Source organism: Undibacterium sp. YM2, from assembly GCF_009937975.1.
GTDB lineage: Bacteria > Pseudomonadota > Gammaproteobacteria > Burkholderiales > Burkholderiaceae_D > Undibacterium.
In genome coordinates this window covers 3,671,737-3,686,116 of record NZ_AP018441.1, presented here as the reverse complement: position 1 = coordinate 3,686,116, position 14,380 = coordinate 3,671,737, and the positions used below count along the sequence as shown (strand labels likewise).

At 51.8% G+C, this 14,380-nt stretch carries 11 protein-coding genes; 7 read left to right on the top strand and 4 right to left on the bottom strand.

Annotated features, from left to right (window positions below):
- The first annotated feature begins 136 nt into the window (after nucleotides 1–136).
- A complete protein-coding gene (gene ribA / locus UNDYM_RS16605; RefSeq protein WP_162042019.1) occupies nucleotides 137–769 on the top strand; it encodes a GTP cyclohydrolase II in 633 nt (210 codons plus the stop codon).
- A 12-nt stretch (nucleotides 770–781) separates the two neighbouring features.
- On the opposite strand, the gene UNDYM_RS16600 is transcribed toward ribA, so the two are convergent.
- Nucleotides 782–1,624 carry an HDOD domain-containing protein gene (locus tag UNDYM_RS16600; RefSeq protein WP_162042018.1) on the bottom strand — a complete coding sequence of 281 codons (843 nt, stop codon included), beginning with the start codon at nucleotides 1,622–1,624 and terminating at the stop codon, nucleotides 782–784.
- A gap of 512 nt (nucleotides 1,625–2,136) precedes the next feature.
- Here UNDYM_RS16600 and UNDYM_RS16595 point away from each other — a divergent pair.
- From UNDYM_RS16595 to UNDYM_RS16585, 3 genes are all read left to right on the top strand, one after another.
- Nucleotides 2,137–2,955, top strand: coding sequence for a hypothetical protein (locus tag UNDYM_RS16595; protein WP_162042017.1), 819 nt, complete (start codon nucleotides 2,137–2,139; stop codon nucleotides 2,953–2,955).
- A gap of 315 nt (nucleotides 2,956–3,270) precedes the next feature.
- On the top strand, nucleotides 3,271–5,382 hold the full coding sequence (locus tag UNDYM_RS16590) for a TonB-dependent siderophore receptor (RefSeq protein WP_232063515.1): 2,112 nt from the start codon (nucleotides 3,271–3,273) through the stop codon (nucleotides 5,380–5,382).
- A 21-nt stretch (nucleotides 5,383–5,403) separates the two neighbouring features.
- A complete protein-coding gene (locus tag UNDYM_RS16585) occupies nucleotides 5,404–6,615 on the top strand; it encodes a PepSY domain-containing protein (RefSeq protein ID WP_162044662.1) in 1,212 nt (403 codons plus the stop codon).
- Nucleotides 6,616–6,632: 17 nt separating this feature from the next.
- Here the strand turns inward: UNDYM_RS16585 and UNDYM_RS16580 are convergent, their stop codons facing one another.
- From UNDYM_RS16580 to zwf, 3 genes are read right to left on the bottom strand one after another with little or no spacing between them, the layout of a single operon-like run.
- Nucleotides 6,633–7,535: an SIS domain-containing protein gene (locus UNDYM_RS16580; protein ID WP_162042016.1), complete on the bottom strand. Its 903-nt coding sequence runs from the start codon at nucleotides 7,533–7,535 to the stop codon at nucleotides 6,633–6,635.
- A gap of 5 nt (nucleotides 7,536–7,540) precedes the next feature.
- A complete protein-coding gene (gene pgl, locus UNDYM_RS16575) occupies nucleotides 7,541–8,209 on the bottom strand; it encodes a 6-phosphogluconolactonase (RefSeq protein ID WP_162042015.1) in 669 nt (222 codons plus the stop codon).
- 14 nt (nucleotides 8,210–8,223) lie between these two features.
- Nucleotides 8,224–9,684 carry a glucose-6-phosphate dehydrogenase gene (gene zwf / locus UNDYM_RS16570; protein WP_162042014.1) on the bottom strand — a complete coding sequence of 487 codons (1,461 nt, stop codon included), beginning with the start codon at nucleotides 9,682–9,684 and terminating at the stop codon, nucleotides 8,224–8,226.
- Between the two features lie 352 nt (nucleotides 9,685–10,036).
- Here zwf and edd point away from each other — a divergent pair, with 352 nt between their 5' ends.
- From edd to pgi, 3 genes are all read left to right on the top strand, one after another.
- Nucleotides 10,037–11,878: a phosphogluconate dehydratase gene (gene edd / locus UNDYM_RS16565; protein ID WP_162042013.1), complete on the top strand. Its 1,842-nt coding sequence runs from the start codon at nucleotides 10,037–10,039 to the stop codon at nucleotides 11,876–11,878.
- Nucleotides 11,879–11,918: 40 nt separating this feature from the next.
- Nucleotides 11,919–12,554, top strand: coding sequence for a bifunctional 4-hydroxy-2-oxoglutarate aldolase/2-dehydro-3-deoxy-phosphogluconate aldolase (gene eda, locus UNDYM_RS16560; protein ID WP_162042012.1), 636 nt, complete (start codon nucleotides 11,919–11,921; stop codon nucleotides 12,552–12,554).
- Between the two features lie 63 nt (nucleotides 12,555–12,617).
- Nucleotides 12,618–14,252: a glucose-6-phosphate isomerase gene (gene pgi, locus UNDYM_RS16555; protein WP_162042011.1), complete on the top strand. Its 1,635-nt coding sequence runs from the start codon at nucleotides 12,618–12,620 to the stop codon at nucleotides 14,250–14,252.
- Nucleotides 14,253–14,380 lie beyond the last annotated feature (128 nt).

Below are 14,380 nucleotides of genomic sequence, written 5' to 3'. Positions count from 1 at the left end.
AAGAATAAAACGCCCGTTCGCAGCGGCAGGTAGAAAATGCCTGTCTCGTTTATACTCTAGCCTTGGCCGATGTAATCAACGCCACTGATGGCGCTATGCCAGGCAATAATCCATAAAAAGAATCCGCGAGAATTGTATGTTAAGCAATGACCAGCCTGTCAAATTAGATGAACAGGCTTTGGAATATGTCGATTCCTGTAACCTGCCCACGACCTGGGCAACCTTCCGCATGCATGCCTTTGTAGAAACGGCAACGGGCAAAGAGCATATCGCCCTGACTCTTGGCGATGTGGCTGATGGCCAGCCCGTGCTTGCACGCATACATTCAGAGTGCCTGACCGGTGACGCCTTGTTCAGCAAGCGCTGTGACTGTGGCCCGCAACTGGAACTGGCCTTGCAAAAAATCGCCCAGGAAGGGCGCGGCGCTTTGCTGTATCTGCGTCAGGAAGGGCGTGGCATAGGCCTGCTCAACAAGGTACGTGCCTATCATCTGCAAGACGAAGGTGCCGATACAGTAGAAGCCAATCAAAAGCTAGGCTTTGCTGCCGACCTGCGCGACTATAGCCTGTGCGACCCCATGCTCAAACATCTGGGTATAGAGTCGGTACGCCTGATGACGAATAACCCGCGCAAGATTTCAGCAATGGAAGGCATGAATGTCAGGGTACACGAGCACGTCCCTCTGATCGTCAAGCGCAATCCCTATAATGAACGCTACCTGAGCACCAAGGCGACCAAGCTGGGGCATTTGATACAGCCTGATTTGTAATTACAGGTGGGCTTATACCTCAACCGCTTCCTGCAATTTTTCAAATTCTACGGCGGCTTCGGCCAGTACTTCATCAAGCAGAGTCTGGTCCAGACCCAGGCTCTCCCATGACTGACCGGTGATTTCTGGCGGTGCCAGATCAGGTGTGGTCGTGACTCCAAGAGCGTGGGCTATGCCATCTGCGACATGGACTATGGTTGCCAGAAAACCGAGACCAGGCTTTTCTGGGTGATGGTGACCAGCGATTGCTTTGATCATGACTTCTGAAAAATTCCACTGTGTTGCCAGGGTCTCTCCAACCAGGGCGTGATCAATCCCCAATAACTGCTTTTCAGTTTCATACTGCGTTGTTTGCAGTTCCTGCCTTTGCTCCAAAACCATTTCATAGGCCCCGGTATAGCAGGTCGCCAATACCAGTGCGCCTATGTCGTGCAATAAACCGGCAGTGAAAGCTACATCTGGGTTGAGCTTGAGGCGGCGGGCCAGTATGCGGGCCGCAATGGCAACGGCATTGGAATGCCGCCAGAAATCCTTGTGATTGAATCCTTTACAGTTATTTTCAGGGAAGCAGCCCGTCAGTGCCGCGGTGATCACGATCTGTCTTACTGTACTCAAGCCCAACAGTGAAATCGCCTGTTGCACAGTTGTGACCTTGATCATGGTCGAGTAATATGGTGAGTTTGCGTAGCGCAGGGTCTTGGCGGTCAGTGCCATGTCATGGCTGACTTTTTGCGCGAGGTCATGCATATTCAATTCTTCATTATCGATATTATTCAATAATTCCATCACGATGGCAGGCAAAGTCGGCAAGTCTTTGACGCTGTCAATAATCTGGGCAAGCGAGATGGTATTCATAAACCTGGCTCCTATGAAGAATATTTCTCTTAGCTTGCCTGAAATACCAGAGGCTGACTTGAGTTTTTATCATCAGCGTACACTGGCAACAACGGCACGCGCATATTTTTATGCGGTTTTGCGATGATGGATTTAGAATCGCCCCCTTTGCCCCTTAAGTAGCTAGAACTCATTTCATAAATATGAATGAGATGCGTTCGCCTCATAACACGGATCGGTAACACGTTTGTGGTTGTCAATTGTGGCACTATTTTCAATAAATCAATGTTGTCTGATACGTGTTATGAGGCAAACCCTTCGGGAACTGACGATTTGGGCGCATTGCTGCGTTGCGTCCTTTGCTAAGGCATGAGCCTTAGCTGCAGGCCACGCCTTGCACTGCATCCCAAATCGCCTTGTTCGCACTCATCCCTATTTATGAAATGAGTTCTAAAAGGCAGCTCACTAAAATGTTTAATTTTCACGCATCAGGAATAGCCAGACTCTGTTACATAATAATGATTTGCGCGGCAATGTGTGCCTGTAGCAAGCCACAAGGGAATAGTAAAGCAGACTCACCTGCATCAGAAAATGCTGCCGCATCCAGCGTTGCCAGCACAACTGCCAATAGCCTGGCAGCAAAACCAGACCTTGCGGATACTGTGGATAGCTTCATTGCCAGTCTGCAACTGAAAATGAAGTCTTACGACGAGGCGGTTTTGCGCAAATGGATAGATGCATTCAATGCCCGGCAATTGACATTGCACGGCGTGGCAAAAGCAGGGGAGGATCTGCCGCCCTTGCCCGCAGGTGTCATACAAATTGAATTCGAAGACCTGGGTGAGCATGTGTTGTTGCAAATACGCGAAGTGCTGACTGCACATAGCGATGACATTGATGGTGGCACAGATCAGTTTCGTTCCGTCTTTTTCAATAAAAGCGATATGAGCTTGCTGACAGACATCCCGACAAAAAGCCAGGCCATGCCGGGCACCAGCATGCGCATTGCGATTGGCAGCCAGCAAAGTTGCATGGGTGATAGTGCCGGTGAAGGCTTTGCCATTTTTGACCTGAAACAAAAGGCTAAAACTTATCTCGATGAAAAATTCCAGGATCAGGTGCAAGGCTTTGAGGTGACACCGGTCAAGACCGGCACCATACAATTATTGACGCGTAGTGAAGCAGATTTCAAAGGCGATACAAAAGATGCGCAACATTGCGAGATTGGCAGTTGGGTGGACGTGCTGGAAACCACCTATACGATTAGCTGCGATGCCAAAGATGGCAAGTGTACTTCGCAGAAAAAGCAGAAAACTTACCAGGCTTGTAGTGCAGTTGGTAGCTGTGATTGATGCTGTACGAGGGCGCTGGAAGCTCATGTCAATGTAATAAGCACGCCATACAAAGGAATTGCTGCTGGGAAGCCTTGGGTATTTGATTATTATTAAATATAAATGAGAATGATTTGCAATTGCATTTATGTATGGGTAAAATAAGCCGAAATTTTTAATTCTGACACTCTCAGAGGCGTTCTCTGTGCAGCTAGTCAATTTCCAGGCTTATTTATGACTTCGCGCTCACCTCGTTCGCCCTTTCCCCATGCTTTCCCTCGCAAGATACCGGCATCTCTACAAAAAAATGTACATCTTGTAAATTCTCTCCATCCCTTGAGCCCAATTGCATTGGCGCTGTCCATGCTGCTGGCTGCTCCGGCTTTCGCCGATGAGCCCGCGCCAGCCAAGGGTGGGCAGGCTGAATTGCCTGAGGTACTCGTGACTGGCGTTTCCGGGAATGAACCGAGTACAGAAAAAACAGGTGCATATACAAAAAGAAAAAGCAGTTCGGCAACCAGACTTGATCTTTCTTTGCGTGAAACACCGCAATCGGTATCCGTTGTTACCCGTGCCAAGATGGACGACTTTAAGCAAGTCAATGTGAATGATGTGCTGTCTAATGCCACCGGCGTGTCGGTAGAAAAAGTGGAGACCGACCGCACTTATTACATGGCACGCGGTTTTGACATTACCAATTTCCAGTACGATGGCGTTGGTTTGCCATTCACCTCTGGCAACGTGGCTGGTGATATTGATACTGCGATTTACGACAGGGTAGATATCGTGCGCGGCGCGAATGGCCTGATGTCAGCGACCGGCAACCCATCTGCGACGGTCAACTTCATACGCAAGCGTCCGGCCTACCAGTTCCAGGCCTCTGCCGGGCTGACGCTGGGTTCGTGGAACACGCGCAGGCTGGATGCAGATGTATCTGGTGCATTGAATGCCGCAGGCACAGTAGCCGGTCGTATAGTGGTCGCGAAACAGGGCGGTGATTCTTATCTTGACCGTTATTCGCCTGAAAAAACCGTGGTATATGGAGTGGTTGAAGCCAATCTCGGCGAAGCTACAGTGCTGACACTGGGGCATTCACATCAAAAGAGTGATGCCAAAGGTGGCATGTGGGGTGCCTTGCCTCTGTATTACACCGACGGCAGTCCGACCAATTACAGGACTTCCACCAGTACCGCTGCAGACTGGTCACACTGGCTCACGCAAGACGACCGCAGCTTTGTCGAACTGAGTCATCAACTGAATAATGACTGGCAAATCAAGACGACATTGAGCCGCAACAGATCAACCGCTGACTCCAAACTGTTTTATGCCTACGGCACGCCAGACCGCAAGACAGGTCTGGGTTTGTATAGCTATCCTTCGCTTTACAACGATGTCAACACCCAGACACTGTTTGATTTGTCTGCCAGTGGCAAATTCACATTGGCAGGACGCAAGCACGACCTGAGTTTTGGTATCAACTGGTCGAAGTCGAAGATGGATGACATCTCCCACTATGGCGTAGGCATAGGTACCGCTTTGCCAGATATCAGCAACTGGACTGGCAATTATCCGCAACCCGCATTCAATGCCTACACCGATGGCAGTGCGTATGAAGACACGCGCAAGACCATATTTATTGCATCCCGTTTCAACCTGGCGGATCAATTCAAATTCATCGCCGGAGCAAACCATACCAAGGCAGAGAGCACTGGTTATGCTTATGGCGTCAGCAGCCGCAAGAATGCCAGCAACACCTCGCCTTATCTGGGCCTGGTCTATGATCTGACAGCTAATACTTCTGTGTATGCCAGCCACACGGAAATCTTCAATCCCCAAAGCGAAGTGGATGCGAGTGGGAAAACCCTTGACCCTGTTAAGGGTAAAGGCGATGAACTGGGTATCAAGGTCGAACTGTTCAATCGCAAACTCAACCTGTCAGCGGCCGTTTTCAAGATACAGCAAAACAATGCAGCGGAGCAGGCAGGCTATATCGGCACCAAGAGCTATTACCGTGGCATAGATGCGCAATCACAAGGCTTTGAACTCGACGCCAGTGGTGAACTGGCAAAAGGCTGGAACCTCAGCGCAGGCTATACACAGTTGAGCCTCAAGGGTAGCAATGATCAGGATGTCAAAACTTATGTGCCGCGCAAATTGTTCCGTCTGTCCAGTACTTATCAACTGCCTTTCATGCCAAAGGCAAAAGTGGGTGGTAGCCTGAACTGGCAGTCGGCTATTTTCCGTGATGAAGGCTCAGGCAACATCATACGCCAGGGCAGTTATGCAACTCTGAACCTGATGGCGCGCTATGATGTGAATCAGAATCTCAGCATAGCGGCCAACCTGAACAATGTCAGTGATCAAAAATATCTGACCAGCCTGTACTGGAGCCAGGGCTATTACGCTGCGCCAAGAAACGGCAGCGTTGCGGTCAACTGGAAATATTGATAAGCCAGGAAGTTTATGCTGATGCGTCCTGTCTTTGTTTTACTGCACCGCTGGTTTGGGCTTGCGGTGGCGGTATTCCTGTTTATCTCTGGCCTGACGGGTGCTTTCATCTCCTGGGATCATGAGCTGGATGCTTTGCTCAATCCGCATTTGTTCCAGGCGCATAGCCAGTCGCAAGGCAAGGCTGGCAAACCCATGTCAGGACTGGAACTGGCCAACAGGGTAGAAGCACGTGACCCGCGCATCTGGGTGACCTATGTCCTGAGCGATGCAGAGCCAGGACACACCAGCCAGCTGTCGGTAGAAGGCAGGATAGATCCTGCCACTGGCAAGGCTTATCCCCTGGGCTTTAACCAGATTGCGGTTGACCCTGTCACCGGCGATGTGCAAGGCAAGCGGCAATGGGGTGAAATATCCCTGAGCCGTGAAAACCTGCTGCCCTTTTTATACAAGCTGCATTACACCATGCACATACCCGAAGTATCGGGCATAGAGCTGGGTATTTTGTTCATGGGTATCATAGGCATAGTGTGGGCGCTCGATTGTTTTATCGCGCTATGGCTGTCTTTCCCCAACTGGCGTAGCTGGCGCAAGTCATTTGCTTTTCGCTGGCGTCAAGGAGGGCATAAACTTAATTTTGATTTGCACCGCTCCAGTGGTGTCTGGTTGTGGCTGTTCATGCTGCTGCTGGCGATTACCTCAGTATCGATGAACCTGAATGCACAGGTGGTTCGCCCAGTGGTTTCATTATTTTCACCTCTGAGCGCGGATGTATTTGCCAGCCGTGTGCCGCAAACACCGGACAAGCCTCTGATACCCGTCATCAGCCGTGAACAGGTTACGGAATTGGCGAAACAGGAAGCGCAAAAACGCGGCTGGACTTTGCCTGCTGGCGGCATATTTTATTCACCCGCATTTGGTGTGTATGGTGTGGGATTTTTTGAACCTGGTAATGATCATGGCGATGTCGGCCTTGGCAATGCCTGGCTGTATTTTGATGGCAAGGATGGTAGTGCCCTGGGAGGAAAAATTCCCGGTACCGGATCTGCTGGCGATATTTTCCTGCAGGCGCAATTCCCCTTGCATTCGGGCCGTATACTCGGCTTGACTGGGCGTATCCTGATTTCACTGCTGGGCCTGGTGGTCGCCATGCTGAGCGTCACAGGTGTGATTATCTGGATGAGGAAGCGGCGTGCCAGGGTAGTAGCCAACGCCGCTATGCAAACTGTTTGACGTTGGCCTAATTGACCTTAACCTATCTTGGGGACAAGCCGTTTTTCACTGATACTGGCCTTGGCTCTTTCCAGCATGTCGATGGCCGCAGGGCCACGCAGCAAGGTGACAGCCACTGCCAGTGCATCGATATAGGTCAGATGCGCAAGGCGTGAAGTCATCGGTGTGTAGATGTCCGGGTCTTCTTCCACATCAACACCGATATGCACATCAGCCAGTTCTGCCAGCGGGCCGCCACTGGCGCACAATACCAGTATCCTGGCACCAGCCTGTTTGGCCAATTGCACGCTGTTGATGAGGTCACGTGTGCGCCCAGTGCGGGAAAATGCCACGACCACACAATCGCTGTTCAATAAAGTTGCTGATTGTGCCTGCAAATGCGCATCACAAAATACCGTGGTTGGTATGCCAAAGCGGAAGAATTTCAACTGCGCATCAATCGCCAGTGCGCCGGAATAACCCAGGCCATAACATTCTATGCGGCGTGCGCGTGCCAGCAGATTGACTGCAGCTTCAAAGGTTGCAGTATTGGCATTATTGCGGGCTTCCATCAATGCGGCGATGGTGCGGTCAAAGACCTTGGGCAAGACATCACGCACATGATCAGCCTGGTTCACATCCAGATGCAGGAACGGGATGCCGGTGGCCAGGCTTTTGGCAAACGCCAGTTTGAAGGTCTTGAAGCCGTCAAATCCCATGCTCTGGGCAAAGCGTGCGACCGTGGGTTCGCTGACGTCGCAGGCCTGGGCCAGAACCCGTATCGACATTTCCAGTGCATCATGCGGTTTTTGCAGTAAAAATTCTGCTACCTGGCGCTCGGCACGGCTTAAAGCCGTGCTGGCAGTGCGTATGCGTGCCAGCAAACCTTTTTCAGGAGGGTTGTTGGGCTTATTGTCAGAAAACGGATTGGCCATATACATGAGTTTTACGGGCACCAGAAAACATCTATGGTACAGCCTGCTTCACGCAGCAAGGAGGCAACCGGCAGATTATTTTCTACTGCCTGTTCCAGTACCTGTCGTTTTTCTGCACCGGTGATGACGAGCCAGATGCGTTTGGTATTCAAAAGACGCGGCAAGGATAAGGACATGCGGCTCTGGCGGGTTTGCGGATGCACCGCTGCCAGGCAAGCCAGATCATCATGCTGGGTAGGTGCGCCGGGGAAGAGGGAGGCAATATGCCCGTCTGCGCCCATGCCCAGCAAGACTGCACTGAAGGCTTGCGGCAGTTGTTCCTTCAGACGCACATTGATGGCTTCTGTCGCAACTTCCGGCGTGCTCGAAGCATTTTTCAGGGACACCAGTTGCCAGCGCTTGCCAGCAGCAGAACCGGACAGGCAGCGGCGGAACAGGCCCTCATTGCTCTGCGTGTCCTGATCCGGTACCCAGCGTTCATCGGTAGCTACCAGTTTGATGGGATTGTGCGCATCGATATTCGAAAGCAATTGATCCAGGCGCTGATATACAGGCGCAGGTGTGGAGCCTCCAGCCAGGGCAAAGCTGCTGCCATCCGGTGTGGTCTTGATCACATCCAGCCATTGCTGGCTCAGGGCTTCGGTCAGTGCCGTGAAGTTTTCAAAAGTATGGTATTTCATAGTCATTTTATCGCTTAGCTTTCAACGAATTCTTCACCCCAGGCTGCCCCATGCTGTGCCAGCAAGTAACTGGCAGCAGATGGACCCCAACTACCGGAGATATATGACTTGAGGCCTTCGCTATCGTTTTGCCAGGCGCTCATGATGGGGTCTATCCAGGCCCATGCAGCGCTCAGTTCATCATCGCGCACGAATAGGGTCAGGTCGCCGTGCATGGCGTCAAGCAACAGACGCTCATAAGATTCAACGCGGCGTGAATTCGACACTTCGGCAAAGTCCAGGTTCAGGGCAACGTCGGACAGGCGTATGCCTTCGCCCGGTTCCTTGGCCTTCATATAAAGTTGCACGCTTTCTTCCGGTTGCAAAGAAATGACGAGGCGGTTCGAACGCAAAGGCCCTTGTGACTTGCCAAAGATGGAGTAGGGGATAGGCTTGAAATTGATCGTGATTTCCGCACTGCGGCTGGCCATACGTTTGCCTGTGCGCAGGTAGAAAGGCACACCAGCCCAGCGCCAGTTATCTATCTCGGCACGGATGGCGACAAAGGTTTCAGTGCGGGATGCAGGCGGTACGCCGGGTTCATTCTGGTAAGCAATGACGGGTTTGCCATCAACGGCGCCGGCACGATATTGGCCGCGCACGGTTTTCTTGCTGACTTCGTCAGGCGTGAACTTGTGCAGGGCGCGCAAGACCTTGACTTTTTCATCGCGTATCGCATCCGGGTTGGCATTCACCGGTGGTTCCATCGCGACGATGGACACCAGTTGCAGCAAATGGTTTTGCACCATGTCGCGCAACGCGCCAGTATGGTCATAGAAATCACCGCGTGATTCGACACCCACCTGTTCAGAGATGGAGATTTGTACATCCTGTATCCATTTGCGGTTCCATAAAGGCTCCAGGAAAGAATTGGCAAAACGCAGTGCCAGCAGGTTTTGCACCATCTCTTTACCGAGGTAATGATCGATACGGTAAATCTGGTTTTCGTTCAGGTAAGTGCGCAGGGACTGGTTGATCTCTTTGGCAGATTGCGCATCGCGGCCTAGAGGTTTCTCGACCACGACACGGGCATTACCTTCTACCAGGCCATGCTTGGACAATTGCTCAACGACGGGGATGAAAATGTCGGGGCCTGTCGCCAGGTAAAACAGGGTGGCATTGGTTTCACTGGTATGCAGATTGTCTTTGAGGGCAGCAAAGTCTTCTGGGATGCGCGCATCTATTTTGGAATAATGCGTGGTCGCCAAAAAGGCAGCTCGTTTTTCTTCCGTCGCACCATCTACGTTGGCAGCATAGGATTCAATGGCAGTCGCAACACGCACCCGAAATTCTTCATCAGTCAGTTTTTCGCGGGCCGCACCAATGAACTTGAAGTTCTGGTCCAGCCTGCCATTCACAAATGCGCTATACAAAGCAGGGATGATCTTGCGCTTGGCAAGGTCGCCGGTGCCGCCAAATAAAACAAATGTGGTCATGCTGACTCCGTGTTGTGTCGGTTGTTATGTTGGGTGCAACACAGACGGCAGGTATATGTTCCCGTAAGTTACCGTCTGCTGCCAGATGCTGCTGTTTTGCTTTGCCTGAGTTTGTCATGCATTGCAAAAGATGTACTACATTGATGATAGTGATTTATCCTGATTATGCCAGAAAATATTCAAAAATGTAGTTTCATTACGATAAATTTGATGTTTTTGCCAAAAAAACAGCTAAATATCAAAATACTGAAAGTTTGTTACAGAAACGTGGGGATTTATGCTATCTTTGCTGCATTGATTCAGTATTGCTACAGCTTTCTTATTTTTCGCCCGAACGGGCCACAGGTGTTATATGACGACATCCCCATCCATTGCGCTGCATCCTGTTATCGACAAGGTTACCCAGCGCATTACCGAGCGCAGCAAAACCTTGCGCTCTACCTATCTTTCGCAACTGGAGCAAATGCGTGGCCGTGGCCCGCGTCGTGCCAGCCTGTCTTGTGCTAACCAGGCACATGCTAATGCAGCGATGGACAGTGGCACCAAGATCTGGCTCAACCAGGCGCAAAAACCAAATATCGGCATAGTCACTGCCTATAATGATATGTTGTCGGCACATCAGCCGTATGAGCACTATCCAGCGCAGATACGCCAGACAGCGCTGCGCTTTGGTGGCACTGCCCAGGTGGCCGGTGCTGTGCCTGCCATGTGTGATGGCGTGACACAGGGCCGCCCTGGCATGGAGCTCTCGCTCTTCTCACGTGATGTGATAGCCCAGGCAACTGCCGTGGCGCTGAGCCATGATGCTTTTGATGCGACGCTCTGCCTCGGCATTTGCGACAAGATCGTACCTGGCCTGTTGATAGGTGCGCTGGCCTTTGGTCATCTGCCAACCATCTTCATCCCTGCTGGCCCCATGGGCTCTGGTTTGTCGAATAAAGAAAAAGCAGCAGTGCGTGAACGCTATGCCCAAGGCAAAGCGACCAAGGAAGAATTGCTGGCGGCAGAAAGCGCCGCCTACCATAGCGCGGGCACCTGTACTTTCTATGGCACAGCCAACAGCAACCAGATGCTGCTGGAAGCCATGGGCCTGCATTTGCCAGGTGCCGCCTTTGTCCATCCTGGCGACCCTTTGCGCAGTGTGCTCACAGATGCGGCAGTAGAGCGCGTCCTGCAATTGACCGAGCAAAGCGGCAGTTACAAACCGATTGGCCAACTGGTCAATGAAAAAACCATCGTCAATGCCGTCATTGCCCTGCTGGCGACGGGTGGTTCTACCAACCACACTATCCACTGGATTGCCGTGGCACGCGCCGCTGGCATCATCATCGACTGGCAGGATTTTGATGAACTGTCATCCGTCATCCCTCTGCTGACGCGTGTTTATCCTAACGGTACTGCAGACGTGAATGCCTTTGAAGATGCCGGTGGCCCGGTGTTTGTGATACGCGAACTCTTGTCTGCCGGACTCATGCATGCAGATGTCATGACAGTGTATGGCAATGATGGTTTGAATTCACACACCAGCCGCCCGGTATTGACTGAAGATGGCAAGGTCAAATGGGAAGCGCTGCCTGCAGAATCGACCGACACAACAGTGGTACGCAATGTGACTGATCCATTCGCACCTACTGGCGGCCTGCGTTTATTGCATGGCAATCTGGGCCGCGCGATTGTCAAGGCATCTGCCGTGCCTGAAGATGCCTGGATCATCAAGGCACCGGCAAAAGTATTTGAATCACAGGATGCACTCGTCAAAGCTTACAAGGCGGGCGAGCTGAATATGGATTTCGTCGCTGTCGTCATCTTCCAGGGCCCGCAAGCGAATGGCATGCCTGAGTTGCACCAGTTCACTCCCGTATTGGGCAGCCTGATGTCGGCTGGTTATAAGGTTGCGCTGGTGACAGACGGTCGTATGTCGGGTGCATCCGGCAAAGTGCCAGCGGCCCTGCATGTCAGCCCGGAAGTGGCACAAGGCGGCCCGCTCGGCAAAGTGCGTGATGGTGATGTGGTTGAACTCAATGTCCACACTGGTGAATTGCGTGCCCTGGTGGATGCCGATGTCTGGTCACAGCGCACCGTGCGTGAACTCAGCAAGGAAGTGACTTTTGGCTATGGCCGTGACTTGTTTGCCGCACAGCGTCGTGTCGTGACTGCACCTGAGCATGGCGCATCAACTCTTTTCATTGATTAATTTTCTAAAAGCGAAACCCATCATGAGCCTGAATATCAGTATGAGTAAGCGAAACATCATCGCCCAACTGGAACAAATCCGTGTATTGCCTATCCTCGTTACTGATGATGTCGATCAGGCCATACGCTGTGTGACGACGCTGGCAGAAAATGGTTTGCCAGCAGTGGAAATTACCTTGCGCACGCCAAATGCGATGACAGTCTTGCGCGAAGTCGTCAAGGCTTGCCCGACAGTGACTGTGGGTGCAGGTACTATCTTGACACAGGCGCAACTGGATGCTGTCAAAGAAACAGGTGCAGCCTTTGGTATCAGTCCTGGTATTACACCTGTACTGGCCAAAGCGGCAGCTGAATCCGGCTTACCGTATTTCCCTGGCGTTGGCGGTGCCAGTGACCTGATGCTGGCGCTGGAGCATGGCTTCAATGTCGTCAAACTTTTTCCATCTGATATCGTCGGCGCGACCAAGATGGCAAAGGCGCTGGGCGGTCCTTTCCCTGATGTCAAATTCTGCCTGACCGGTGGTGTCACAGTAGAGGCGACACCAACGCTATTGCAGCAATCAAACATCCTGTGCGTGGGCGGTTCGTGGATGTGTCCAGCCTCCCTCATCAATGCAGGCGACTGGGCGGCGATTGGTGCGCTGGCGGCAGCCGCTGCTGCAGCTGGCAAGAAGTAAATACAGGTTGGAATAATATTTTTTAGCACTTTCACTCATCACTTTTCGTCTATAAGCAAGATTATGGTCACTTCCGTATCGCGTACTCCTATCTGGGGTTTGTTGCAGCAACGTGCCACCAACATGCCCAACCTGAAAGACCTGTTTCGTGCTGACCCTCAGCGCTTTGCGCATTTTTCAGCGTCCGCTTGCGGCATCATGCTTGATTACTCCAAGCAACGCATAGACACTACGGCCAAGCTCAATTTGCTGGCGCTGGCGAGGCAGCAGGATGTGGAGTCACGTCGCGATGCCATGCTGCGCGGTGAAGCGATCAACCAGACGGAAAACCGGGCAGTGCTACATACGGTATTGCGCTTGCCCAAGGGCGAGTCTTTTTATCTGAATGGTGAAAACATTGCTGCCGACGTGCACCAGGTCCTGGCGCAAATGCGGACATTCAGCGATGCGGTCAGGGAAGGCCGCTGGCTGGGTTATACAGGCAAGGCCATACGCACTATCGTTAATATAGGTATCGGTGGTTCAGACCTTGGCCCGCAAATGGCTTGCATTGCTTTGGCGCCATGGTCGCAAAAAAACCTGTCCCTGCATTTCGTCTCGAATGTTGATGGCCGTCATGTGGCTGATGCGCTGGCCAATGCTGATCCTGAAACAACTTTGTTCGTGGTCGCATCCAAGACCTTCTCGACTATGGAGACGCTGACCAATGCCCGCACTGCGCGTGAATGGATGCTGTCGCATGGTTGCCCGGTCGATCAGATATGTAAGCACTTTGTTGCACTCAGTACCAATGTAAAAGCCGCTGCTGATTTTGGTATCGCCCCTGAAAATGTTTTCCCGTTCTGGAACTGGGCTGGTGGCCGTTATTCGATGTGGAGTGCCATTGGCCTATCGATTGCGCTATATGTAGGCGCCGACCGTTTTGAAGAAATGCTGGCTGGTGCGCATGAAATGGATTTGCATTTCGCCCAGGCACCGCTGGAACAAAATCTGCCCGTGTTGATGGCCTTGATAGGTGTGTGGAATATCAATTTCCTTGGCTTGCAAGCACTGTCGATTGCACCTTACCACCAGCGCATGACACGCTTGCCTGCCTATTTGCAGCAACTGGAAATGGAAAGCAATGGCAAGTCTGTCACGCGTGAAGGACAGCGCGTTGATTACACCACTTCGCCAATCTTGTTTGGTGAAGCGGGCACCAATGGTCAGCATGCTTACTTCCAGTTATTACATCAGGGCGCAACGATTATCCCTACCGACTTTATCGTAGTCGCTGATGATGATGCAGGTTTGCCTGGTCATAACCAGGCTTTACTGGCAAATTGTTTTGCGCAATCCAAGGCCATGGCCTGGGGCAAGAGCATGGCAGAGGTACGTGCTGAGCTTGGTGATTTGCCTGAAAAGGTATTGGCACCACGCGTGTTTGAAGGTAATCGCCCGACTTCAACTGTTTTGTTGGATTCTCTGACGCCACGCTCTTTGGGCGCATTGATTGCCCTGTATGAACACAAGGTATTCGTGCAATCCGTGATCTGGGATATCAATGCCTTTGATCAATGGGGTGTGGAGCTCGGTAAATCTCTGGCCCAGCAATTGATCAGCCTTGATCCGAGTGCCGTCAAGGAAGATTACGACAGCTCAACCAAGGGTTTGTTGATGGCAGTTGGCCGTAGTCATAAATTGAAAAAGGCCGCTTAGCGTTTCATTTCTGACGCCGTGGTGTTGTAGGCGAGCCTCATTGTATTTGATATATTAAATTTATATGATGGTGTAAGCATGCTGTCAAGTCAGCTGCTTACTCTGTAGAGTCGCAGCCCTGGCTGCCG